Annotated in this window: 24 protein-coding genes; 13 read left to right on the forward strand and 11 right to left on the reverse strand. The window is 68.1% G+C overall.

What is annotated here, in order from left to right:
- Positions 1-70 precede the first annotated feature (70 nt).
- The 4 genes from AC3WOB_RS05960 to AC3WOB_RS05975 all read right to left on the reverse strand — a co-directional run bounded on the left by AC3WOB_RS05960 (position 71) and on the right by AC3WOB_RS05975 (position 2870).
- On the reverse strand, positions 71-484 hold the full coding sequence (locus tag AC3WOB_RS05960; RefSeq protein ID WP_492274493.1) for a VOC family protein: 414 nt from the start codon (positions 482-484) through the stop codon (positions 71-73).
- Positions 485-553: 69 nt separating this feature from the next.
- Positions 554-1243 (reverse strand): helix-turn-helix transcriptional regulator, encoded by a 690-nt coding sequence (locus AC3WOB_RS05965; protein WP_013395863.1) that lies wholly within the window; start codon positions 1241-1243, stop codon positions 554-556.
- A gap of 155 nt (positions 1244-1398) precedes the next feature.
- Positions 1399-2259 carry a hypothetical protein gene (locus tag AC3WOB_RS05970; RefSeq protein ID WP_492274494.1) on the reverse strand — a complete coding sequence of 287 codons (861 nt, stop codon included), beginning with the start codon at positions 2257-2259 and terminating at the stop codon, positions 1399-1401.
- Positions 2260-2402: 143 nt separating this feature from the next.
- Positions 2403-2870, reverse strand: a complete 468-nt coding sequence (locus tag AC3WOB_RS05975) for a CopD family protein (RefSeq protein ID WP_492274495.1) — start codon at positions 2868-2870, stop codon at positions 2403-2405.
- A 136-nt stretch (positions 2871-3006) separates the two neighbouring features.
- On the opposite strand from AC3WOB_RS05975, the gene AC3WOB_RS05980 reads away from it, so the two are divergent.
- The 9 genes from AC3WOB_RS05980 to AC3WOB_RS06020 all read left to right on the forward strand — a co-directional run bounded on the left by AC3WOB_RS05980 (position 3007) and on the right by AC3WOB_RS06020 (position 12503).
- Positions 3007-3516, forward strand: coding sequence for a sigma-70 family RNA polymerase sigma factor (locus tag AC3WOB_RS05980; protein WP_492274496.1), 510 nt, complete (start codon positions 3007-3009; stop codon positions 3514-3516).
- On the forward strand, positions 3495-4508 hold the full coding sequence (locus tag AC3WOB_RS05985; protein ID WP_492274497.1) for a FecR domain-containing protein: 1014 nt from the start codon (positions 3495-3497) through the stop codon (positions 4506-4508). Before AC3WOB_RS05980 ends, AC3WOB_RS05985 begins: the two co-directional genes overlap by 22 nt.
- Positions 4509-4683: 175 nt before the next feature.
- Complete coding sequence (locus AC3WOB_RS05990; RefSeq protein WP_492274498.1) at positions 4684-7239, forward strand: TonB-dependent receptor; 2556 nt, start codon at positions 4684-4686, stop codon at positions 7237-7239.
- 81 nt (positions 7240-7320) lie between these two features.
- Positions 7321-8367: a hemin-degrading factor gene (locus tag AC3WOB_RS05995; protein WP_492274499.1), complete on the forward strand. Its 1047-nt coding sequence runs from the start codon at positions 7321-7323 to the stop codon at positions 8365-8367.
- 18 nt (positions 8368-8385) lie between these two features.
- Positions 8386-9219 (forward strand): heme/hemin ABC transporter substrate-binding protein, encoded by an 834-nt coding sequence (locus AC3WOB_RS06000; RefSeq protein ID WP_492274500.1) that lies wholly within the window; start codon positions 8386-8388, stop codon positions 9217-9219.
- Positions 9203-10201, forward strand: a complete 999-nt coding sequence (locus tag AC3WOB_RS06005) for a FecCD family ABC transporter permease (RefSeq protein WP_492274501.1) — start codon at positions 9203-9205, stop codon at positions 10199-10201. The genes AC3WOB_RS06000 and AC3WOB_RS06005 overlap by 17 nt, the downstream gene beginning before the upstream one ends.
- Positions 10198-10986: a heme ABC transporter ATP-binding protein gene (locus AC3WOB_RS06010; protein ID WP_013395854.1), complete on the forward strand. Its 789-nt coding sequence runs from the start codon at positions 10198-10200 to the stop codon at positions 10984-10986. The genes AC3WOB_RS06005 and AC3WOB_RS06010 overlap by 4 nt, the downstream gene beginning before the upstream one ends.
- A gap of 79 nt (positions 10987-11065) precedes the next feature.
- On the forward strand, positions 11066-11548 hold the full coding sequence (locus AC3WOB_RS06015; protein WP_013395853.1) for a YajQ family cyclic di-GMP-binding protein: 483 nt from the start codon (positions 11066-11068) through the stop codon (positions 11546-11548).
- Positions 11549-11597: 49 nt separating this feature from the next.
- Positions 11598-12503, forward strand: a complete 906-nt coding sequence (locus AC3WOB_RS06020) for a LysR family transcriptional regulator (protein WP_013395852.1) — start codon at positions 11598-11600, stop codon at positions 12501-12503.
- Between the two features lie 13 nt (positions 12504-12516).
- On the opposite strand, the gene AC3WOB_RS06025 is transcribed toward AC3WOB_RS06020, so the two are convergent.
- Complete coding sequence (locus tag AC3WOB_RS06025; RefSeq protein ID WP_492274502.1) at positions 12517-13962, reverse strand: AlkA N-terminal domain-containing protein; 1446 nt, start codon at positions 13960-13962, stop codon at positions 12517-12519.
- A gap of 149 nt (positions 13963-14111) precedes the next feature.
- Between AC3WOB_RS06025 and ogt the strand changes: the two genes are divergently transcribed.
- From ogt to AC3WOB_RS06045, 4 genes are all read left to right on the forward strand, one after another.
- Positions 14112-14660: a methylated-DNA--[protein]-cysteine S-methyltransferase gene (ogt, locus tag AC3WOB_RS06030; protein WP_492274503.1), complete on the forward strand. Its 549-nt coding sequence runs from the start codon at positions 14112-14114 to the stop codon at positions 14658-14660.
- A 73-nt stretch (positions 14661-14733) separates the two neighbouring features.
- Positions 14734-15699: a DUF3829 domain-containing protein gene (locus AC3WOB_RS06035; RefSeq protein WP_492274504.1), complete on the forward strand. Its 966-nt coding sequence runs from the start codon at positions 14734-14736 to the stop codon at positions 15697-15699.
- A 207-nt stretch (positions 15700-15906) separates the two neighbouring features.
- Positions 15907-16992, forward strand: coding sequence for a tartrate dehydrogenase (locus AC3WOB_RS06040; protein ID WP_492274505.1), 1086 nt, complete (start codon positions 15907-15909; stop codon positions 16990-16992).
- Positions 16993-17100: 108 nt separating this feature from the next.
- Complete coding sequence (locus AC3WOB_RS06045) at positions 17101-18081, forward strand: Bug family tripartite tricarboxylate transporter substrate binding protein (RefSeq protein WP_492274506.1); 981 nt, start codon at positions 17101-17103, stop codon at positions 18079-18081.
- 13 nt (positions 18082-18094) lie between these two features.
- Here AC3WOB_RS06045 and AC3WOB_RS06050 read toward each other — a convergent pair whose 3' ends face one another.
- The 6 genes from AC3WOB_RS06050 to urtE all read right to left on the reverse strand — a co-directional run bounded on the left by AC3WOB_RS06050 (position 18095) and on the right by urtE (position 24421).
- A complete protein-coding gene (locus tag AC3WOB_RS06050; RefSeq protein WP_492274507.1) occupies positions 18095-18700 on the reverse strand; it encodes a phosphatase PAP2 family protein in 606 nt (201 codons plus the stop codon).
- Between the two features lie 92 nt (positions 18701-18792).
- Positions 18793-19221, reverse strand: a complete 429-nt coding sequence (gene arsC / locus AC3WOB_RS06055; protein WP_013395845.1) for an arsenate reductase (glutaredoxin) — start codon at positions 19219-19221, stop codon at positions 18793-18795.
- 72 nt (positions 19222-19293) lie between these two features.
- Positions 19294-20823 (reverse strand): PepSY domain-containing protein, encoded by a 1530-nt coding sequence (locus tag AC3WOB_RS06060; protein WP_492274508.1) that lies wholly within the window; start codon positions 20821-20823, stop codon positions 19294-19296.
- A gap of 23 nt (positions 20824-20846) precedes the next feature.
- On the reverse strand, positions 20847-23048 hold the full coding sequence (locus AC3WOB_RS06065; RefSeq protein WP_492274509.1) for a TonB-dependent receptor: 2202 nt from the start codon (positions 23046-23048) through the stop codon (positions 20847-20849).
- Positions 23049-23233: 185 nt separating this feature from the next.
- Entirely contained in the window at positions 23234-23647 is a 414-nt protein-coding gene (locus AC3WOB_RS06070; protein WP_013395842.1) for a DUF2946 domain-containing protein, read from the reverse strand.
- A gap of 75 nt (positions 23648-23722) precedes the next feature.
- Complete coding sequence (urtE, locus tag AC3WOB_RS06075; RefSeq protein ID WP_013395841.1) at positions 23723-24421, reverse strand: urea ABC transporter ATP-binding subunit UrtE; 699 nt, start codon at positions 24419-24421, stop codon at positions 23723-23725.

Here is a 24421-nt window from a genome sequence, read left to right on the forward strand (position 1 = left end):
CCGGGTTCGGGCGCAAGCCTAATTTGGGGGCCGAGGCGGGAGCCTCAGGCCCCCGTTTCATATGCGCGCGTCAGGCACTGGCCATGGCGGGCGCGTGCTGCTCCGCGGCCTGCTCCTGCGGCGCCGGGGCGAACACGCGCAGTCGGTGGCCGTCGGGGTCCAGCGCCACGAAGGTGCGGCCGAAGTCCATGTCGGTGGGCGCTTGCAAGATGGGCAGGCCGCGCAGGCTCCAGTCCAGGTGGCGGCGATCCAGCGCCTGCGCGTCGGGGACGGTGAAGGCCAGTTCGGTCGCGCCGCCGCGGCCGGCGGCGGCCGGTTCCACGGTGTAGCGCGACCACAGGCCCAGCATCAGGCCGGAATCCAGCCTGAACAGCGCGAAGGTCGGGGAGCTTTCGACGGGCGGACGCTGCAGCAGGGCGCTATAGAACGCGGCGCTGGCGGCGGGCTTTTCGACGTAGAAAATGACGAAATTGGTGTCTGACATGATGCGCTCCGGGTGGTAGACGCGCTCATCTTAGACAGGGGTACTGTCAGTTTTTGGCAGTAGCTTGCATCAGGATTTCTTGGGCGTATGTTCGATTGCGCGCCACTCTTTGAGCAGGGCATGCCGGCGCTTGGGATAGCGCGGGCCGGGCGTCAAGGTGGCGATGCGGTCGGTGCGGAAATGGCGGAAATCCTGGCGCAGTTCGCACCAGGCCATGACGATGCGCACACTGTCGAAGAACCCCAGCGCAAACGGCCAGATCAGGCGCGCGGAATCGGCGCCCTTGTCGTCGCGGTAGGTGATGTCGATTTTCTGTTCGCAGCGTATGGCGTGGCGGATCAGCGCCAGGTCCACCCGATCTATTACCCGCATCGAACTGGGGCCGACCAGCAGCGGTATCGCATCCAGCCCGTCGCGCAGCTCTCCCGGCAGCACCGCCCCGATCTTGGCCAGCGCATTGCTCGCAGCCTGCGCCAGGCGCGGATCGGCGCGGTCCGCCACCCAGCGGGTGCCCAGCACCAGCGCTTCGATTTCCTCGGTGCTGAACATCAGCGGCGGCAGCATGAAGCCGGGGCGCAGCACGTAGCCCACGCCCGGCTCGCCCTCGATTTCGGCGCCCTGCGCTTGCAGGGTGGCGATGTCGCGGTACAGCGTGCGGATGCTGACGCCGAGGTCGGCGGCCAACTGGCGGCCGCTGACGGGGCGGCGATGGCAGCGCAAGGTCTGCAGCAGGCCCAGGAGGCGTTCGGTGCGGGACATGGGGCGGGCGGGGAGGGCGGATCCGTAATGCTGCCATGAAATGACAGCATCAGGGGCCGCGGCGATCAGCGGATCGCGCTTTCATGCTGCGCGCCGCCCGTCGGTACGTTGGAACTTTATAGCGGGAACGGCGAGGCCGCTCCCGCAACTGGCGTTTAGGACCCGACCTTCTTGCCCGTGGCCACGTCGATGGCCGAGCCGTCCTCCAGGCTGACGCGGTAGATCTCGCGCACCACGTTGCCGGCGAAGCCGATTTCGACGATGGAGACGTCCTTGAAGGTGGTGTTGATGCCGTCGGGCAGCACGGCGTTGAACTTGTCGGACTCCTGCTTCATGGCGTCCTGCAGGCGCGTGTCGTACAAGGCCATGCTGTAGACCAGCGTGGTGTGCGGGTTGTGCGCGCGCACTTCCTTGCCGTCCTGCATGATGTTCACGCCGCTCACGCCCATGGTCTTGACCAGGTCCTTTCCGGCATCGCCCATCTTGGCGTAGACCGGGCCGGTGACGCGCGGCAGCGGGCCATCGCGCAGCGGCGCCAGGGCGGCGGTGGCGACGGTGTTGTAGCGCATCATGTCCTCGAAGCCCTGGCCGCTCTTGACCACGCCCAGGTCCAGCCACCACGGGTGGCCCGCGCCCTTGGCGGCTTCGGTCGGATAGAAGTTCTTCAGCGTGACCTGCAGCGGGGCCGGCGGCTTGGGCAGGGCCTTCAACATGCGGGCGGGCGTTTGCGGGTCGGCGCTGTGGATGTGCACCACCGTCACGTGCGGCATGTTGGGCGTTTCGGCTTCGGTCTTCAGGCCCAGCTTGAGCAGGTCGGCCTTCAGCGTGGCGTTGATCTTGGCGTCCAGGGTGGCATTGACGTCCTGGGGCAGGCGGTAGACCACGCCGTAGGTGGCCTTGTGCTCGCGGAATTCCGGTTTGTCCAGGGCGCTGTTGTCGATGGGGGCCGCGGCATGCGCGGCCGAGGCGGAGGCGAACAGGCCGAGGGCGGCCAGTTGGAAGACACGCTTGATCATGGAGATTCCTTTTGTTTGTGTAGGCCCGCGAGAGTCACCCGCAGTGTGGCCAGCGCGGATGTACTGCGTATTGCACCAAGCAAAAGAATTCCGATACCAGCCTGCGCATGCCCGATAGCTGGCGCCCGGCGGCTGATATCCGCCTACACCAGAAAGACGATGGCCACGATGGCGATGCCCAGCAGCAGGTTGATGCCGACCCAGCGGCGTATGCCCGCCATGGCTTGCCCGCCCTGCGGCCAGGCGGATGCGGCGACCGCCGCCCGCAGCTGCGGGTAGAGCACGAAGCGGATATAGGCGTAGATGGCCGTCATGACCAGGCCGCCCGAGGCCATGAGGGTCCAGCTGCGCGGCATGAAGAAAGCGCCGCCCGTTTGCGCCGCCTGGCTGGCTTCCTGGCCGATCATTGCCGCGCCGGTCGCCAGGATCAGCAGGATGGCCGCCAGCACTGCATTCAGGAACGGACCCAGCACCGACGCCATCAGCGGCAGCCGGACCGGCGGCTCCAACTGCGCGGCCGCCGGCCGCAGGAAACAGTGCGCAAACAGCATGCCCCCGACCCAGAGGATCACGGCCATCAGGTGGATGAATTTGAGCGCGGCGTAGAACATGAGGCAGGCCTGTAGGGAGGAATCCGTCCCCATCATATCCCCGTCAAGCGCGGCGCGCGGACTTGACCGGAATCATGGTTTTGCATTTAGAATGAGATTGATTTCTATTTGTGATTGTTAGTTCAGGGAGCCCTCCGTGCCGAATCCTGCGGTCGCCGCCAGCGACAACGTCCATTTGTTGTACCGCGCTCACCATGGGTGGCTGCACGGCTGGCTGCGCGCCAAGCTGGGCAACAGCTTCGACGCGGCCGACCTGGCGCAGGACACATTCGTGCGGGTGCTGCGCCACCGCCATGAACTGGACGTACTGCGCGAGCCGCGCGCCTATCTGACCACCATCGCCAAGCGCCTGCTGCTCAACCACCACCGGCGGCGTTCGGTGGAGCAGGCCTACCTGGAAGCCCTGGCGCTGATGCCAGAGGCCCTTGCGCCCTCGGCCGAGCAGCGCCTGATCATCCTGGAAACGCTACAGGAAATCGACGAGATGTTGGCGGGCCTGTCGCTGCCGGCCCGCCAGGCATTCCTGATGGCGCAGCTCGAAGGCCTGAGCCATGGCGAGATCGCCGCCCGCCTCGACATATCGCTGCGCACCGTCCACCGCTACATCGCCAAGGGATTCGAGCAATGCATCATGGCATCGATCTGAGCGCGCCGGTCGAAGCGGCGACCGAGCTGCCCGCCGTCGAACGTAGCGTGGCGCGCGAGGCCGCGCGCTGGCTGCTGCGGCTGAGTTCCGGCCGCGCCACCGATGCCGACCAGCGCGCCTGTGCGCTGTGGCGCGCCAGCAAGGCCGAGCACGAGCATGCCTGGCAGCGTGCGCAACGCGTGAACGAGCGTTTCGGGCTGATTCCGGCGGCGCTGGGCATGGCGACCTTGAACCGGCCCGAACTCAGGAACCGCCGCGCCGCGCTCAAGACGCTGGTGGCGCTGGTGGTGGCCGGGCCCGTGGGCTGGGCCGCCTGGCGCGCCGATCCGCTGGACTGGACCGCGGACTATCGCAGCGCGCCGGGCGAGCGGCGCGAAGTGGCCTTGGCGGACGGCTCCACGCTGCTGCTGAACACGGCCAGCGCCGTCGACGTAATGTTCAGTTCCACTGCCCGCCTGCTGCGCCTGCGCGCGGGCGAGATCGCGGTGCACGCCGTGGCCGACACGGCGCCGCAGGCGCGCCCGTTCGTGGTGCGCACCAGCCTGGGCGATATCGAGGCGCAGGCCTCGCGCTTCTGTGTGCGCCAGGAAGGCGGGCTGTGCCGGGTCAGCGTGCAGGAAGGGCGGGTTCGCGTTGGCAGCGCCGCGCAGCCGCGCGGCCTGGTCAGCCTGGAGGCTGGCGAACAGAGCAGCCTGACGGCCGGGGGCGTGTCGCCGCCGTCTCCCGCCGATCCGCACGCCAGCGACTGGCAGCGCGGCGTGCTGTACGCCCAGCGCATGCGCCTGGACGCCTTCGCGGCGGAACTGGGCCGCTACCGCCCCGGCATTTTGCGGTGCGATCCCGAAGCCGCGCACCTGCGCATCTCGGGTGCGTTCCAGGTGCGCGACACCGATGCGGTCCTGGCGGCGCTGCCCGCGACCTTGCCGGTGCAGGTGCGCTACCGCACGCCGTACTGGGTGACGATCACCGCGCGCGCGGCCGCCGAGGCCTGAATCCGCGCTGTTACAAAAAACTGGAGGGCCAGCTGTCCGATTCGGATTTCACGAGGGTCATGGTCAGTAGAGGCAAACGAATGCCGCCACCGTTTGGATCGAAAGGACGACCATGGCTTATCTACCCGCCGGCCGCGCAAGCGGCTCCCGACCCGCCCGAGGCCTGCAATGCCGCATGACCCGCGTCGCAGCCGCCGTGCATGCCGCGCTGGCGTTGACCACGCTGTCCGCCGCCCTGCTGCCTGCAAGCGGCGCATGGGCCCAGTCTGCGCAGCAGACCCAGGCGCGCGGCTATCGCATTCCCGCGGGCGCGCTGGCCGAGGCGCTGCCGCGCTTTGCCGACAGCGCGGGCGTGACCGTGCTGTTCGACGCGGCGCTGGTGGGACAGCGCCGCACGCCGGGTCTCGATGGCGTTTATTCCGTGAATGAAGGCTTCGCGCGCTTGCTGGCCGGCAGCGGCCTGGGCGTGCAGGAGCGCAGCGCCCGGGTCTACGTGTTGCAGGCGGTGACGGCCGCGGACGTGACGCAGCTGGCGCCGGTCCAGGTGGATGGCGACGGTGCGCCGGTCGCGCCAGCCTGGGAAACCAGCACCGACCGCAAGCGCCTGGATGACCTGCAAGTCAGGAACTGGAGCGACTTCGGCAAGCGCGCCGAACCGGGTGTGAATTTCAACCGCACGAGCAACAGCATCAACATCCGCGGCCTGGACCAGGACCGCGTACTGACGCGCGTAGACGGCATCCGCCTGCCGTGGCTGGACGACGGCGCGCGCGGCCTGAAGGGCGGCCTGGAGGCGGTGGACTTCAACAGCCTGTCGCGGCTGGACATCGTGCGCGGCGCCGACGCCAGCGGCGGCGGCTCCGGCGCGATTTCCGGGATCGCGGACCTGTACACGCTGCAGCCCTCGGACCTGCTGACCGACGGCAAGACCTTCGGCGCGCTGGCCAAGACCGACTACGACACGGCCGACAGCAGCTGGGGCGCCAACGCCGCGCTGGCCGGCCAGATCCACAGCAACACGTTCTGGCTGGTGCAGGCCGGCGTGCGCAACGGCCACGCATTGGACAACCGCGCCGACGTGGGCGGTTACGGTTCCAAGCGCAGCGAGCCCAGCCCCGAAGACTACGATCAACGCAGCTTCCTGCTGAAGTTGCAGCAGCGCGTCGAAGGTGGCCATCGCTTCGGCCTGACGGGCGAATACTTCAAGCGCAATGCCGACATCGACAATATGTTCGAGCAGGGCGCGGGCACCAGCTATCTCTACGGTGAAAACAGCACGCGCAAGGAAACCGAGCGCCAGCGCGTGTCCTTCGACTACTCGTACAAGGCGCCCGGCGAGGGCAGCCTGATCGACACGGCCACCGCGGTCGTCTATTGGCAGCGCCTGCAGCTGGACAGCTCGCTGAGCGGCGTGCGCAGCGTCGATTCCCGGGCCTATGCCAGGCCCGGCGATCCCTACTATTACGGCTATCCCAGCGGCCCCTATGGCCGCAGCAATTCCATTCGCCAGACCATGTTCGGCGCCAATGCCGAAGTCACGAAACGCCTGGCCGGCGCGACCGTGTCGCAGCTCTGGACAGCGGGCGCGGAATGGTACGGCAACAAGACCGAGCAGTACTCCAGCGGCTACGACAATTGCCCCGCGATTCCCTCCGGCACGCCGGCGCCCATGGGCCCGCGCCTGTGCGACATGCTGCACACCAACCAGGCCGACGTGCCGCAGTCCAAGGGCAATCAGTGGGCCCTGTGGGTGCAGGACGAATTCAGCTTCGCCGACGGCCGCTACACCATCATGCCGGCGCTGCGCTACGACCACTACGAACAGAAGCCGCAGTCCACCGCCAGCTACGAAAGCAACCCGAACGCGGGGGCGCTACCGCCATCCAACAGCGGCAGCCGTTTCTCCCCCAAGCTGCTGGCCACCTGGAAGGCCGCGGAAGAACTGAGCCTCTACGCCCAGTACGCCTACGGCTTCAAGGCGCCCAGCCCGACGCAGCTCTACACCAACTACGGCGGCCCCGGCACCTACCTGCGCGTGGGCAATCCCTATCTGAAGCCCGAAACCAGCAAAGGCTGGGAGCTGGGCGCCAAGATCGGTTCCGATTCCCTGGGCGGCGCGGTATCGTTGTTCGACAACCGCTACCAGAACTTCATCGACGGCGACGTGCCGCTGAACGCATCGTCGCCGCAGTGGCAGCCGGGCTGGGCCGGCCAGTATCCCTTGGGCGTGACCGGCAACGTCAACCGCGCCAAGGTGCGCATCTACGGCGCCGAAGCCAGCGCACACTGGAAGTTCTCGCCGGGCTGGCGCACCTGGGGCTCGCTGGCGTGGGCCGTGGGCAAGGATGAAGGGACGGGGCAGTACTTGAACTCGGTGGCGCCGCTGAAGGCGGTGCTGGGCCTGGGCTACGGCCGCGACGTGTGGGGCGTGGACGCGATGTTGACCACCGCCTTGAAGCGCAACAAGGTCGAGTACCCCGAGCCCACGGCCACGGCGCGCAATGCCGACTTCCAGGCGCCCGGCTATGGCGTGGTGGACCTGATGGGCTACTGGCGTCCGGCCGCGGTGAAGGGGCTGCAGGTGCAGGCAGGCGTTTTCAACCTGTTCGACAAGAAGTACTGGGAGGCCATCAATGTGCCGACCGCCGGCGCCATCGCCATTCCGCGTCCGGTCGATTGGTACACGGAACCGGGACGCAGCCTGCGCGTCTCACTGACATACCAGTATTGATCCAGACCCCGCCGCCGGTCCGGTCGATACTGGAGCGGCGGCGGTCTACGCAAACCTTAGCAACGGCCGGAGGGCCTCACGATGAGCAATACCGATTTCACGTCCCGCGCCCAGGAACTGCGCGCCCGCAACGACGCGCTGGCGGCCTCGCAACCCGCGCTGCGCGCCCGCAACCTGGCGCAGGCGCTGGGCGTGTCCGAAGCCGAATGGGTGGCGGCGGAATGCGGCGGCCTCAAGGCCGCGGCCCTGCACGGCACGCCCCAGGAGATCTTCCGCGAACTGGGTACGCTGGGTTCGGTCATGGCGCTGACGCGCAACGACTGGTGTGTGCACGAGCGTCACGGCGTGTATGAGGACATCCAGGCCGAAGGTCCGGTAGGCCTGGTGCTGGGGCCGGACATCGACCTGCGCGTCTTTTTCACGTCCTGGAAGTCGGCCTGGGCGGTCGAGCAGGACGGCCGCCACAGCCTGCAGTTCTTCGACGGCGCGGGCGTGGCGGTGCACAAGGTCTACCGCACCGAGGCCACCGACGCGGCCGCCTACGACGCCCTGGTCGCGAAGTTCGCGGGCGAGGCGCAATGGCCGGAAACCCAGTCCTATGCGCCCGCCGCCGACGCCGACCGGGTCGAGGACAGCGCGCAATGGCGCGAGGCCTGGCTGGGCATGCAGGACACGCATGAATTCTTCCCCTTGCTGCGCAAGTTCAAGGTGTCGCGCCTGGCCGCGCTGGTGGCCGCGGGCGAGGACCTGGCGCAGCAGGTGCCGGCCGACGCCGTCGAGCGCATGCTGGAATCCGCGGCGCAGTCCGGCTTGTCCATCATGTGTTTCGTGGGCAACCGGGGCATGATCCAGATCCACACCGGCCCGGTGCAGCAATTGCGGCGCACCGGCCCCTGGTACAACGTGCTGGACCCGAAGTTCAACCTGCATCTGGACACCACCGCCATCGCCTCGGCCTGGGTGGTGAACAAACCGACCTCGGACGGCTGGGTCACCTCGCTGGAGCTGTATTCCGCCACCGGCGACCTGATCGCGCAGTTCTTCGGCGAACGCAAGCCGGGCAAGCCGGAACTGGCCGGCTGGCGCGAACTGATGACCGGCTTGTGCAGCGTGCCGCTGGCCGCCTGATTCCATAAGGACGTAGCGATGAAAAAATGGCTGGCAATGGCGGCGGGCTGGGCATTCGCGTTCAGCGTGCACGCCGCGCCGCCCACCCGGGTGGTGACCCTGGGCGGCAGCGTGACCGAAATCGTGTATCAGTTGGGGCAGGGCGACAAGCTGGTGGGAGACGATCTCTCCAGCCTCTATCCCGAGGCCGCGACCAAGCTGCCGCGCGTCGGCTACTACCGGGCCGTGCCGGTGGAAGGCGTGCTGTCGCTCAAGCCTGATCTGGTGCTGGCGTCCGAGCAGGCGGGGCCGCCGGATGCGCTCAAGCGCCTGGCGGACGTCGGCTTGCGGGTCGTCACCGTGTCGGACGCGCCGTCGGTGGACTCGCTCAAGTCGCGCATCCGCGGCATTGCCGACGCGTTGGGCGTGGCGCCCGCGGGCGAACGCATGGTGGCAGAGGTCACGCGCGAACTCGCGCGCGCCGAGGCGGTGCCCGCGACGCGCGCGCGGGCCCTGCTGCTGATCAACCGCACGGGCTCGCCGCAAGGCGCTGGCCGCGATACCGCTGCCAACGAAGTCATGCATCTGGCGGGATTGGTGAACGTGCTGCAAGACCAGCAGGGCTACAAGCCCCTGTCGGCCGAAGCCTTGGGCGCGCTCGCACCTGACCTGATCGTGGTCACGCAGGCGTCGCTGGACGCGGGCGGCGGCATGGAAGCCTTCCTGCGCATGCCCGGTATCGCGTCCACCCAGGCCGCCGCAAAGCGGCGGATCGTGGTCATGGACGACCTGCTCATCCTGGGCATGGGGCCGCGCCTGCCGCTGGCGCTGACCCAGCTCAAGCAGGAGGTCGCGCATGTCATGGCGCGTTAGCGCGCCGCTGGCATTGGGCTTGCTCGCCGTGGCCTTGGCGGTCGCGGTGGTGGCCGCCACCGCCAACGGCGCGGTGGCGATTCCTTTGCGCGAGCTGCCCTCCCTGCTGTGGGACGCGCCGACGCCGGAAAACGCCTTGTGGCGCAATGTGCTGATCGACATCCGCCTGCCGCGCGTCCTGTTCGCGCTGGTGGCGGGCGCCGGACTGGCGGTATCCGGCGCGGCCATGCAGGCGCTGTTCCGCAATCCGCTGGCCGAACCCGGGCTGATCGGCATATCGGCTGGCGGCGCGCTGGGCGCGGTGGCCGCCATTGTGCTGACATCCGGCGGCTTCTGGATCACCGCGCCTTCGGCCTTCGCCGGCAGCCTGGTCGCCACGCTCTGCGCCTATGCGGTCGGCCGGCGCGTGCCGGGCGTGGCCGGGCTGCTGCTGGCGGGCGTGGCCATCACGGCCATGGCGTTCAGCCTGATCGGCCTGTTCACCTTCGTTGCCACCGACGCGCAACTGCGCGACCTGACCTTCTGGAACATGGGCAGCCTGGGCGGCGCCAACTGGAAAGTGCTGTCGTTCCTGGGGCCATGGGTGCTGCTGGTCAGCCTCTGGCTGACGAGCCAATGGCGCGTCATGAACGCTTTGCTGCTGGGCGAGCGCGAAGCCCAGCACCTGGGCTACACGCTCAAGCGCGTGCGGGCCAGGCTGGTGCTGGCCAGCGCGCTGATCGTGGGGCCGCTGGTCGCCGCCACGGGGACGATCGTCTTCGTCGGGCTGGTGGTGCCTCACCTGGTCCGCATGACGCTGGGCGCCAACCACCGCTGGCTGCTGCCCGCCACCATTCTGGCGGGAGGGCTGGCGCTGATACTCGCGGATTGGCTGGCGCGCACCGTGGTCGTGCCGGCGGAACTGCCTATCGGCCTGGTGACCGGCCTGGTCGGCGGACCGTTCTTCCTGTGGCTGCTGGCGCGCGGACGGAGGATCGGATGACGCTTTCCGCACAGAACCTGACCGTGAGCCGCGGCGGTGCGCGCATCCTCACCGATGTGTCGCTGGACATCCGGCCGGGAGAGGTCGTGGGCTTGCTGGGCGCCAACGGCGCCGGCAAATCCACCTTGCTGGGCGCGCTGTCGTCGGAACTGACGCCCGATGCCGGCCAGCTGAGCCTGAGCGCGACCCCGCTGGCCGCGCTGCCGCACCGGCAGCAGGCGCGCCAGCGCGCCGTGCTGCCGCAAAAGCCCGGGCTGACTTTCGACCTGAGCGTGCACGAGGTGGTCGCCATGGGCGCCTATCCGTTCCCGGAGTTGCCGCCGCAGGCGGTGGACGAATTGGTGACGCAGGCGCTGGGCCAGGCCGATGCGGCGCATCTGGCGGGCCGGCGCTATCCGGAGTTGTCCGGCGGCGAACAGCAGCGCGTGCAGTTCGCCCGCGTGCTGGTCCAGTGCCATGCCGCGCGCGGGCAGGGCGAGCCGCGCTACCTGTTGCTGGACGAACCCACCGCCAGCCTGGATCCCAAGCACCAGGGCGATTTGCTGCGCCGCGCCTGGGAGCTGGCCCACAGCGCCCATACGGGCGTACTGGTGATCCTGCACGACATGAACCTGGCCGCGCGCTGGTGCGATCGCCTGCTGCTGCTCTGCGGCGGGCGCGGTATCGCGCAAGGCACGCCGGCGGAGGTCCTGACGCCGGCCAATCTGTATCTGGCTTACGGCATCGACGCCCAGGTGATTCCGCATCCCCTGCAAGCCGGCCGCCTCCTGGTGCTGATGGCGTGACGCGGGCTGCCGGGTCGGTAAAATAGGCGATACGCTTGTATTCGCCTTTTTCAACATCTACCCAACAGGATCCCGTGTCATGCCTACTTTTGACGTCGTCTCCGAAGTCGACAAACACGAACTCTCCAACGCTGTCGACCAGGCCAACCGCGAACTGGCCACCCGCTTCGATTTCAAGGGCACCGAGGCCAAGTTCGAACTCGACGAGTTTGTCGTGACCCAGGTCGCTTCCAGCGCGTTCCAGCTCAAGCAGATGCTGGACATCCTGCGCGGCCGCCTGTCGGCGCGCGGCATCGACGTGCGCTGCCTGGACGTGGCCGATCCCCTCGAAAACCTGGGCGGCGCGCGCCAGAAGGTCACCATCAAGCAAGGCATCGAGCAGCCAGTGGCCAAGAAGCTCATTGCCGCCATCAAGAACGCCAAGCTCAAGGTGGAATCGCAGATCAACGGCGACAAGCTGCGCATCAGCGGCAAGAAGCGCGACGACCTGCAGACCGCCATCGCGCTGCTGAAGAAGACCGACGTCGACCTGCCGCTGCAGTTCGAGAACTTCCGCGACTGATCCGCCCCGCGCCAGGGCGCGCGGCGCCCTGCCGACCTCGAGGGGGGCCATGGGACATTCCAATGAGTTGCAGCTGGTGGTCGAACTGGTGCGCGCCGGCGGCATGTCCGCCGCCGCCCGCGAGCTCGGCGTCACGCCGGCCGCGGTCAGCAAGCGGCTGGCCCAGATCGAGGCGCGGCTGGGCGTGCGGCTGGTCAATCGCAGCACGCGGCGCCTGAGCCTGACCGCCGAAGGCGAGGTCTACCTGGAGAACGCCCGCCGCATTCTGGGCGAGATCGAGGATCTGGACCAGTTGATCGCCAGCCGCCAGGACAGTCCGCGCGGCTTGCTCAAGGTCAACGCGCCGCTGGGTTTCGGCCGCAGCTACATCGCGCCCGCGATTGCGGAATTTGCCCAAGCCTATCCCGAGGTGTCGCTGCAATTGCAGCTGACCGACAGCCCGGCGGATTTCGTGCAAGACGCCTTCGACGTGGCGGTGCGCTTCGGCGACCTGCCCGACACCCGCCTCATCGCCCGCAAGATCGCGCCCAACCGGCGTCTGGTCTGCGCATCGCCGGGCTACTTGAAGACCCATGGCGTTCCCGTCACGCCGCACGACCTGGCGCGGCACCAGTGCATTGTGTTGCGGCAGAATGAAGCCGCGTACGGCTTGTGGCGTTTCACCAAGGGCCGCCGCAGCGAGACCGTGAAGGTGCGCGGCAATCTCAGCAGCAACGACGGCGAAGTGACGCTGACCTGGGGCCTGGCCGGCCTGGGCATCCTGCAGCGCGCCGAATGGGACCTGGCGCGTTATCTGCGCAGCGGCAGGCTGGTGCAGGTGCTGGAAGACTACGCCTTGCCGCAAGCCGACATCTACGCGGTCTTTCCGGAAAGGCACCACCTGTCCGCCAAGGTGCGCGTATTCGTGGACTTCCTGGTGGCGTATTTTAGGAAGGGCGCGGACAGCCGGTGGTGATGGCCGGCCCGGCTCAGGCCGACCACAGGTGCTGCGCCGCGTAGGCGCGCCAGGGCCGCCACGTCTCGGCGCGGGCCAACAATTGCACGGGCGTGTAGGCCCGTGATTCCAGTTTCTCCAGCGCCCGTATCAACCCGATGTCGGCGGACGGGAACGCATCCGGCTCGCGCAACTGGCGCAGGGCGATGTATTGCGCCGTCCATTCCCCCACGCCGCGTATGGTGCGCAGCCGGCGCACCGCGTCCTCCAGGCCGCCGGCCGCATCGAATAGATGTTTGTCCGCCACCGCCGCCGCGGCCACCGCCGACAAGGTCGCCGCGCGGCTGCGCGGCATGCCCAACGGCGCCAGCTCGGCGGCCGCCACGGCTTCGGGCAAGGGAAACACATGCGTCAGCCCGCCTTCGGGACGCGCCATCGCCGCCCCGTGCGCGGCCACCAGCTTGCCTGCCAGGCGGATGGCCGCGACCACCGTGATCTGCTGGCCCAGCACGGCGCGCATGGCCAGCTCGAAGCCGTCCCAGGCCCCGGGCACGCGCAGGCCGGGCCGCGCTCGGATCAGCTCGGTCATGATAGGGTCGCTGGCGAATTGCGCGGCGATGGCGACTGGATCGCTGGCCAGGTCGAAGACGCGGCGCAGGCGCGCGATGATGGCCGGCAGCGCCTGCAGCCGGGGAAAGCGCACCGTGGCTTCGAGCGCATCGCCGCGGCCCGGGCGCACCGTCACCGTGCCCTGGTGGCCGTCGAGCAGGACGGTGCGCGCATAGCTGTCCTCCGTGACCTGCTCGATGCCGGGGATCGCACGCAGCCGCAGGAAGCCCAGCATCGCGTCCCAGTCGTAGGGCGGACGGTAGCGCAGCAGCAGCTTGATCTCGCCTTCTTGCGCCGCGGACACCTCGGGCTTGCCGGAACGCCGCAGGTCTCCGGGCGCGCGCGCGAACAGGTCGTGGAAGATCTCGTTGAAGCGGCGGATGCTGCCAAAGCCCGAGGCGAAGGCGATTTCCGCCATTGGCAGCCGGGTTTCGTGGATCAGCTGCTTGGCCAGCAGCACGCGCCGCGTCTGCGCCACGGCCACGGGCGAAGCGCCCAGGTGCTGGCGGAACTGGCGCCGCAGCTGGCGTTCGCCCACGCCCAGGCGCTGCGCCAGCACGTCCACGCCGTCTTCGTCCAATGCGCCCAGTTCGATCAGTTGCAGCGCGCGGGCCACGCTGTCCGGCAGTTCATGTCCAGGTCCCAGTTCGGGAGCGGTTTCCGGTCGGCAGCGCAGGCAGGGGTGGTAGCCGGCCTCCTGCGCCGCCGCCGCGGTGGCGTAGAACGCCACGTTCTTCGACAGCGGCGTGCGCGCCGGACAGACCGGGCGGCAATAGATGCGCGTGGTCTTCACAGCGGTAAAGAAGCGGCCGTCGTAACGGGCGTCGCGCACTTGGATGGCGCTGTAGCAGGCGTCGTGGTTCAGGTCCATGGGATCATGCTACTGCCGCTGCGGGCGCCGGATCTAGCGGTTTTCGGACAGTGTTGTGGATGTGGCATTCCTGTCCGAAAACCGCCAGCGCAAGTTTCGCGCGCCAGCCTATAGTGCTTTCATCGATCATCGTCGCAGGAGCCCGTCGCATGTCCGCCCGAACCCAGGCCTTCTTTCTTGAACGCGTTCCCACCCCCATCGGCCTGATGCTGGTCCTGAGTGACGAGCAGCAGCGCTTGCGCGCGGTGGACTGGGAAGACTATGAATCGCGCATGCACCTGCTGCTGCGCAGGCAGTACCGCAACCAGGCCGTGGAACTGCATGATGCCGCCCAGGCCTCGCCCGCGCGGCGCGCGCTGCTGGACTATTTCGACGGCGACGTGCGCGCCATCGACACCTTGGACGTGGCCACCGGCGGCACCGATTTTCAGCGCGAGGTGTGGCGGGCCTTGCGGGAAGTGTCGGGCGGCCAATCGGTCAGCTATGGCGCCCTGGCGCAGCGCATCGCGCGACCCGCCGCCGTGCGCGCGGTGGGAGCGGCCAATGGGGCGAATCCCATCGGCATCGTGGTGCCTTGCCACCGGGTCGTGGGCGCGGATGCTTCCCTGACCGGTTATGGCGGGGGGCTGCATCGCAAGCGCTGGCTGCTGGATCACGAGCAGAGATGGCTTGAAAATTCTTGTGACAGGGCTGAATAGATTTGTAGCGTGTTAAGCATCTGAAAGGCATATCATCCGTCCCCTTCAGAGCAACCCGCAACAGGAAACAAAGATGTTTATGCCGCGCCCCTTGCGCATGTCCGCCGTTCTGGCCGTCACGCTGGCGCTTGCCGCGTGTGGCGACGATAGCGCCAAGAAGGAAGCGAAAGCGTCCGAGCCGACCACCGCCCAGGCCGAGATCATCAAGTACAACCAGTACGTCGACACCGCCAATGGCCTCTCCACGACTTTCGAAGAGGCGCTGGACCGCTACCAGACGCGTGTCGTCCCGGCGCTGAAGGATGGCAAGCCGCTCAAGGATTTCTCCATCAGCAACGATTCCAGCATCCAGCGCACCAAGGAAAAACTCGACGGCGCGCTGGCGATGAAGACGCCGATTGCCGAGATCGATGCGCCTGCCAAGGAATTTTCGGACGCGCTGGGCAAGCTGGCGCCGCTGAGCAACGAATTGCAGAACTACGCGGCAGCCAAGACTTTCCTGTCGGACAACGGCGCGCTGGCCCGCGAGAAGAGTCCGGCCTACGTCGCGGCGCTGACCGAAGTGGTGAAGGCCGAAAACGGCTTCTATCGCGGCATTTCCATCAGGGACACGGCCAATACCAAGGCAGCGTTCGAGAAGGCCGAGAAGGACACTGTCGCCTATTACCGCGCCGGCCTGGTCTATTACGGCAAGGCCACGATGGACAAGGCGTCGGGCGTGTTCGACGGCACGGGCCTGGGCGCCGACCAGGAGGCGTTCAAGCAGGAGCTGGACAAGATGAACGAGATGGCGCTGGGCTTTGACAAGAAGACCCGCGAGGCCGATCCCAAGGGCTGCTCCAGCATGATGATGAACGTCAACAGCTTCCTGGCTTCCGGCCGCAAGATCCTTGAAAACACCAGCAGCGGCCGCTACAAGGAAGAAGCGGCGCGCACTGGCGCATTCAAGATGATCCGCCTCACCATCGAGATGGACGCCGGCAGCCTGCGCCAGAACTTCAACAACATGATCTCTACCTTGAACGTCGGCCGCTGCTGACGGCAGCGCCCGCCAGCGGCCGCGACATGGCCGCAGCCCGAAACAGCGCCCCATGCGGGCGCTGTTTTATTTGCGCGTTCAAATCGGCGCCTGCGCATTCCACCTTCAACTCCAGGTAAAAGATGTTTTGAATTCCACTGCGCCCGCCGCCCTCGGGCGTCAGTACAGTGCCGACAGCATCTCACCAGCAAGGAGCCCAGTCGGCCCATGAAGACCTATCGCATCGCAACCATCCCCGGCGACGGCATCGGCAAGGAAGTGATTCCCGCCGGACAGCGCATCATGCAGGAACTGGCCCGGGACGGCGGCCTGAGCTTCGAATTCGAGGACTTCGACTGGGGCGGCGATTATTACCGCCAGCATGGCGTCATGATGCCGGCCGACGGCCTGGACGCGCTGCGCGGCAAGGATGCCATCCTGTTCGGTTCGGCGGGCGACCCGCATATTCCCGACCACATCACCCTGTGGGGCCTGCGGCTGAAGATCTGCCAGGGCTTCGACCAGTACGCCAACGTGCGCCCGACGCGCATCCTGCCGGGTATCGACGCGCCGCTCAAGCGCTGCGCGCCGAGCCAGCTGGACTGGGTCATCGTGCGCGAGAACTCCGAAGGCGAATACTCCGGCGTGGGCGGCCGGGTGCACCAGGGCCACCCGCTGGAAGCTGCGACCGACGTCTCCATCATGACCCGCGCCGGCGTCGAGCGCATCCTGCGCTTCGCCTTCAAGCTGGCGCAATCCCGTCCGCGCAAGCTGCTCACGGTGGTGACCAAGTCCAACGCGCAGCGCCACGCCATGGTGATGTGGGACGAGATCGCCGTGGAGGTCAGCCGCGAGTTCCCGGACGTGACCTGGGACAAGGAACTGGTCGACGCCGCCACCGCCCGCATGGTGAACCGTCCCGCTACGCTGGACACCATCGTCGCCACCAACCTGCATGCCGACATCCTCAGCGACCTGGCGGCGGCGCTGGCCGGCAGCCTGGGCATCGCGCCCACCGGCAACATCGATCCCGAACGCCGCTATCCGTCCATGTTCGAACCGATCCACGGTTCGGCCTTCGACATCATGGGCAAGGGGCTGGCCAATCCGGTCGGCACGTTCTGGTCCGTGGTCATGCTGCTGGAGCACCTGGGCGAAACGCAGGCCGCCGCGCGGCTGATGCAGGCGATCGAAAGCGTGACCGCCGATCCCTCGCTGCATACGGGCGACCTGGGCGGAACCGCCACTACCGCGCAGGTCACGGCGGCGGTCTGCGCCAAGCTGGCGGCCGCGGCCAGGGCCCGGGCCGCGTAGACGGAACAGGCACGAAGCAGGCCCGTAGCGGGACCGGGGCGCTAGACCTCAGGCCGGCTCCGGGCTCCACGACAAGAAGCGAATTCCATTCGTACCGAGGAGACAAGCATGCACAAGAGAACGATATCCGCGCGCGTCCTGGCGCTGGCCTGCCTGGCCGGCCTGTCCTTGGCCGGCGGCGCGCAGGCACAGAGCTATCCGGTCCGGCCCGTGAACCTGGTCGTGCCGTTTCCGGCCGGCGGCACCACCGATGTGCTGGCGCGCGCGCTGGGCCAGGAACTGGCCAAGAGCTTGGGCCAGCCGGTGGTGGTGGAGAACAAGCCCGGCGCGGGCTCGACGCTGGGCGCCGACTACGTGGCCAAGGCCGCGCCCGACGGCTACACGCTGCTGATGGGCGCCGTGCACCACACCATCGCCACCAGCGTCTACAAGAGCCTGCATTACGACTTCCAGAAGGATTTCGCGCCGGTGACCACGGTGGCCCTGGTGCCCAACGTGCTGGTGGTCAATCCCAAGCTGCCGGCGCAGAACGTGCAGGCCCTGCTGAAGCTGGCGCAAGGCCAGCCGGGCAAGCTGACCTATGGCTCAAACGGCATGGGCACGGGACAACACCTGATCGGCGCGCAGTTCGAAAAGGAAGGGCATGTGCAGCTGCTGCACGTCCCTTACAAGGGCAGCGGCCCCTTGACCACCGACCTGCTGGGCGGCCAGATCGACATGTCCTTCGATACCGTGACGCCGGTGCTTGCGCACATCCAGAGCGGCAAGCTGCGCGCGCTGGCTGTCACCACCAATCAGCGCTCGGCCGCGCTGCCCGACGTGCCCACCATGGAGGAGGCCGGCCTCAAGCCCTTCAACATGGGGACCTGGTTCGGTGTGCTGGCGCCGGCGGCGACGCCCGCGGACGTGGTGGCGCGCCTGAATGCCGAGATGGTCAAGATCATCCGTTCGCCCGACTTCTCGCGGCGGATGGCAGAGATTGGCGCGGTGCCGATCGGCGACACGGCGGCCGAGATGAAGGCGCGTATCGGCGCCGACACCGAGAACTACGCCAAGCTGGTCAAGGACGCCAAGGTAGCGATCAACTGAACGCGGCGTCCGTTCAGGCGCGGATCCAGCCGCGCGCGATCGGCAGCGCCAACACCTTGCGGTACAGGCTTTGCGCCACGCCCGTGAGGGGCTCGCCATAGCGGCTCCATGCGATCGCGGCGAGTCCGGCGGCCACAGGCGCCAGCAAGAGCCCGCCCAAGATGTCCAGCGGGAAGTGCACGCCCAGGTAGACGCGCGACGCGCCCACCAGGACGGCCGCGGCCAGTGTCAGCCAGCCCCAGCCGGCCCAGCGCCGATCGTGGATCAGCGTGCATGCCAGCGTGGCGATGATGATGGTGTGGTTGCTGGGGAACGAGGACGTCGCCTTGTGGGGAAAGAACGCATGTCCCAGGCCCATGACGAAGGGCCGGGCATGCGGCCACAGGGCGCCGCACAGATAGCTGGCGAACAGCGCCACGGCAATGCCGGCCAGCGCCTTCAGCGCCAGGTCGCGCTGTGGCCGGCCGCCCCACAGCCACAGGGCGGCCAGGACGGCCGGCACCAGCAGGATCAGCCGGTTGGCCACCAGCATGGCGGCGTGGATCTGCCAGACAGGGGTGGCCGGATCGGCGTTGATCCAAAGAAAAAGGGACTGGTTGAGGCCTTCGAGAGAATTCATGACTGGTCATTGCGGCGTAATAAAGCGATTGCCGCGATGGTAAAGAACCCAGCCTTCAGTCCGCTTGCAAAAAGGCGCCGGACTGCGTCCTTTTACTTCTGGATGCGTTTGCCCTGCGCGTCGATCACGGCTTCGCCGTCTTCCTTGCTGAACGCGCCTTGCTGCGGCGCCGGCAGGAGATCCAGCACCAGTTCGGAGGGACGGCACAGGCGTGCGCCCAGCGGCGTCGAGACAAAGGGACGGTTCAGCAGGATGGGGTGCTGTTCGATCGCGTCCAGCAGCGCGTCGTCAGAGAGCGAGGCGTCGTCCAGGCCCAGTTCCTGGTAAGGCGTGCCTTTCTCGCGCAGGGCCTCGCGCACGCTGACGCCAGCCTTCTTGAACAGTGCCTTAAGGGCGGCGCGCGAGGGCGGCGTTTCCAGGTACAGCACCACTTCGGGTTCGATGCCGGCGTTGCGGATCATGGCCAGGGTGTTGCGCGAGGTGCCGCACTTGGGGTTGTGGTAGATGGTTACGTCGGACATGGAAGCTCCTCTTTCCGGTGTGTCGTCATGCGTCATGCAAGGCTGTGAGCATAGTGCATTGGCGCTAGCGCTTCAGGCCCGCAGCTTCTTGCCCAGCCGCCGCCAGCCTATCACCGCGCCGGTCAGGCTGAGCGCCGCGCCGCCCAGGCTCAGGAATACCAGCAGGGCGTCCCATAGCGGGCGGCGCGACAAGAGGCCGGTCCAGTCCCAGCTATGCAGGAAGGCGAACAGCCAGCGGCTCGCGCGCGAACCGCTGTCCTGCCGGCTGACGATCTGTCCCGTGCGCGGGTCCAGATAGACCCAGGTCGCTTGGGGATCGTCATAGGCCAGGCGCCACACAGGCAAGGGCTTTTCGACATGGCCCAGCATCGCGTGCTCGTCGCGGGCGTAGTAGTAGAAGTCGTAGGCCTCCAGTGTTTCGGCGCTGGCGAGCCGCGCGCCGGGAACCAGCCGGGCGGCGGCGGCGCGCAGGGCCGCCCGGTCGAACGCATGGGGTTGCGCATCGCGGGCCGACAGCACCATGGGGGCGCCGGCGGCGCTGCGCGCCAGCACCACGTCCTGGCCGTCGGCGCGGGCCCAGCGCAGTTCGCGCGGCGTGGCGGGCAGGGCCGCGATCAGCTCGCCGGGCGCGGCCAGGCTGGCGCCCGGCGCGCCGGCATAGGCTGCCTGGGCCAGGGGCGGGGCGCCGCTGCTGAACAGCTTCCACGGGTTCATCGACATCAGCCCACTGAAGATCCAGGTGATGGTGATGGCCGCGAACAGCAGGCCGCTCCAGTGGTGCCAGCGCATGATGTTCTCGCGGTAGGGCGAGCGGCTGCCGCTGGCATAGGGCCGCGAAAAGCGCCAGCGCAGGATACCGACCACCGTCCCCGTCACTGCCAGCAATACGCCGGCCACCGACAGCCACACCACGATGTCTTGCCACCAACCGTCCAGCGCGTTGCCGCGGAACGGATACAGCCAGTGGATCCAGGCGCCCGCGTAGTTCCAGACGCGCTCGGCGCGGGTGGCGTCCAGCACCACCATGCCCGTGGCGGACGAGATATAGAGCCGCGTGCGCGCCGGATCGTCCAGGTCCACCCGGTGCAGCGGCCGGTCGGGACCGAGCGCGCGCGAATGGGTATAGGCGTCCTCGTCCACCGTGCCTTGGTAATGGGCGGCATACTGGCCGCCCGACCAGGCGCGGGCCGTGGCCAGCGCGGCCGCGGCGTCGGCCGGGGGCAGCAGCGCGCCGCTGGCGGCGTCCACCACCTTGGGCGCGCGGCGCGCCTCGGTCGGAACCAGATAGACCGGTGCGCCGCCGCGGGCCGCAGCCAGCACCAGGCCAGCGGAGTCCTTGGTTCCCGCCGCTGTCAACGCCTGCGCGGGCGTCACGGCGATCGTGGCGGCGTCCAGCGCGGGCAGGTGCGCCAGGCGTTCCTGCGGCGTGAGCTTGGGATAGCCCACGTACATCATCACCACGCCGGAGATGAACCACATGGCGAAGAACAGGCACAGCACGATGCCCGTCCAGCGATGGATCAGGTACAGCCAGCGCTTGGCGCGCGCCGACAGCGGCGGACCGGCGCGATGCCGGGACGGGGAGGGGAGTGTCGTGTTCATGGCGGTCTGTCCCGGCGCGCCGCTCAGAAGCGGGCCTGCAAGGTGAGCTCGACCGAGCGCGGGGCGCCCAGGTAGTACATGGTAGGCGTCGCGTTCGCGGCGTAGACCTTGTCGGTCAGGTTGCGCACGCGCGCCGTCACGCTGAGGTTGCGGTTGATGCGGTGCGACAGCGCCGCGTCGAACACGGTGTAGGACGGCGTCCAGACGGTATTGGCGGCGTCGGCATACATGCGGCCCACGTAGCGCGCCGCCATGCTGGCGGTCCAGTCGGGCAGGAAGGCGTAATCCAGCCAGACGTTGGCGAGGCGGCGCGGGGTGTTGGTCGGCACGTTGCCATTGCGCGAGACCGCCACGCCGCCCACCGATTGCGAGAAGTCGTCGTACTGGGGATCGACGAAGGCGACGTTGCCTTGCAGGGACAGCTGGGAAGTCAGCTGCAGGCCGCCGGCCAGTTCGATGCCGCGCGCCGATTGCGCGCCCACCGGCACACTGACGCCGGGGTTGTTGGGGTCCGAGGTTGCTATGTTCTTGCGCTTGATCTCATAGACCGCCACGGTGGCCGTGCCGCGGCCGTCCCAGAAGTTGAACTTGCCGCCCACTTCGGCCTGCCTGCCGGTACTGAGCTTGTCATTGCTCAGCACGTCGGCGAACGAGGCCGTCGCCAGGATGCCCGACGGGGGATCCGCCGCGGTGGCGTACTGCGCGTACAGCGTAGCTTCCGGGCTCAGCTCCCAGTTCACGCCCAGCCGTCCGGTCAGCGGAGAGTAGCTGCGCTGCGCGCTGGCGGGCGAGGTCGCGGTGACGGCGCGGCGGTTGGTCAGGTCCAGGTCGATGAAGTCCTTGCGCAGCGCCGACACGATGGCCACGCCGGGCAGCACCGTGGTGCGATTCTCCATCGTCAGCGCCAGCGTGCGGATGCGGTTGTCGCGGTCGGCGACATGGCCGCGCTTCATGCCGGGGATGTCGTAGAAATCGCCGGCCGAGAAGTCGTAGGGATCCACCGCGTCCACCTGGGCGGGCAGGCTGGTGGGATAGCGGGTGATCTTGTTCTGGCTGACGTCCACACCAAAGGACCAGTCGCTGGGCAGGCCGGCCAGGGTCGAGCGGTACAGCCCTTCCACGCGGTTGCCGATCAGGCTTTGCTCGTGGCGCTGCAGCAGCGCGCCGGAGCGCAGCACCAGGCTGTTGCCAGCGTTCAGGCGGTAGCTTTCCAGGTTGCGATAATCGCGTTCAGCGCGATAGTAGTAGAGCGTGTTCTTGAAGGTCAGATTCGAGCCGGCGCGCCATTCGGTCAGGGAGCGCGCCCACAGCACCGACTGCTCGTACAGGCCATCGTTGACGTTGTAGTTCTTGAAGCGTGTGCCATCCAGGATGCGGCCCGTGCCCTGCACCACACCGTTGGCGCCGGTTTTCAGCGGCGTGCCCCAGTAGGGGCGGTCGACCTGTTCGCGCTGGTACTCGAAGGCGAAAGTCTGGGTCACGTCAGCGCCCAGGTCGGACAGCAGCGAGGCGGCCACCTGGCTGGCGCGGGAATGGTTGCCGTCGACCCAGCCGTGGCTGGAATCGGTATTGGCGTCGATGCGCAGATAGTGGCCGCGGCCGCCAGGCTCGCCCGTCAGCTGCTGGTTCAGGCCGACCGATAGCTGGCGGCTGTCGAACGAACCCAACCGCAACTGGCCGTCGTAGAAAGTGTCGCGCTCGGGCAGCTTGGTGACGTAGTTGATGGCGCCGCCCACCGCGCCCGCGCCGAACAGGAAGGTGGAGGGGCCGCCTATCGCTTCGACCCGGTCATAGATCCAGCTGTCCACCGGCCGCGCTGCGATCGAGTCGTACTGCACGGAGATGCCGTTGAACAGTTGCGAGACCTGGCCGCCGGAGAAGCCGCGGTAGCTGACCGCGCCGGCATTGCCGGGCGGCGAGGCGTTGTCCACGCCGGGGATGCCACGGGCGATCTCCTGGGTGTTCAAGGAGCCGCGCGCCTCGATCTGCTCGCGCGAGATCACGGTGACGCTGGCCGGCGTTTCGCGCAGGGTCAGGCCCAGGCGGCTGCCGGTGCTGTCGCGCGCGTTCAGATTGATGGGGCCGTTGGGGGCGGGCGCTTCGGCGCTTGCGCCATGCACGGTGGTGGGCGCCAGGGTTTGCACGGCGGGTTCCGTGGGCTGGGCCTGGGCGGAGCCGCTGGCGAGCGCGCCCAGCAGCAGGGTGTAGGTCGTGGTTTTCTTCATGTCTGGAACCGGTGGTCCGGCCCGCGCGCCCCGCTGCCCTCCGGGGACGGGCGGGGCTGGTCGGGGCGCATGAGCCTGAATGACGGCACGCCTCTGGACGCGCGGTCGGCGCGGACGGAAGGTGGCGGCGGGGTAACAGCGTGCGGACGCGGACCGGCCGCCGTCAGGCGGCGGGGCGCGCCGGCTCAGACTGCTGGCGGTGCGCGCGGCTGCGCCGCGCTCCAGGCATGAAGAGGATGCGCCGCGAGGAAGAACAGCGGCGGATAGGTGATGGCGCGCCCGAGCGGGGCGGGTACGACGGGAACGGGCGCGGGCAGGATGCCCACGTCGGCACCAGGGTTGCGGCACAACGGGCAGTGATGGCTGTCGCCGTGACTGTCCGCCTGGCTGCCGTCATCGTTGTTGCCCGGCACCTCCAGGGAGAATGAGGCTTGTCCCGCGCCTTCGCTGGTGCAGAAGTCGACGCTGATGCGATGGGCGTTGTGGCTGGCCGGAGACAGGCTCAGCGCATTCGCCAGCGACGGCGCCAACGACGCCCACAGGATCGCGACGAGCGCGATCCAGACGGCAGGGCGGGTCAGGTAGGCAGCGGAGCACATGGCGCCCGATTATATCGGAGCAGATGGGGCTGCCGTCCAGCGTATGCCAGGAATAATCGAGGCCCGGCTCAGGCCCTAGACCGACAGATGCCGCCGCACGTCCTCGCCATCGATCGCACCGCGGTCGCCGCGCGCCACCACCTCGCCGCGGGACAGCACCACGAACTGGTCCGCCAGCTCGCGGGCGAAGTCGAAGTACTGCTCGCACAGCAGGATGGCGATGTCGCCGCGCTGGCGCAGCATGTGGATGACGCGGGCGATGTCCTTGATGATGGACGGCTGGATGCCTTCGGTGGGCTCGTCCAGGATGATGAGCTTGGGCTCGGCCACCAGGGCGCGGGCGATCGCCAGTTGTTGCTGCTGCCCGCCGGACAGGTCGCCGCCGCGGCGCGACAGCATGGTCCGCAGCACCGGGAACAGCTCGTACACCTCTTCCTTGATACGGCGGGCGCGCGCCGCCGGCTTGGCCGCCATGCCCATCAGGATGTTCTCTTCCACCGTCAGCCGCGCGAAGATGTCGCGGCCTTGCGGCACATAGGCCATGCCGCGCGCGGCGCGCTGGTGCGGCTCCAGGCGCGTGACGTCGGCGCCGTCGAAGGCGATGCCGCCGCGCGCCACCGGCAGCACGCCCATCACGCATTTGAGCAAGGTGGTCTTGCCCACGCCGTTGCGGCCCAGCAGCGCCAGGCATTCGCCCTGGCGCAAGGACAGCGACACGCCGCGCAGGGTGTGGCTGCCGCCGTAGTATTGGTCGATCGCGTTCACGTCCAGCAT

The sequence above is a fragment of the Achromobacter sp. FW305-C-30-7 genome, from assembly GCF_058783105.1.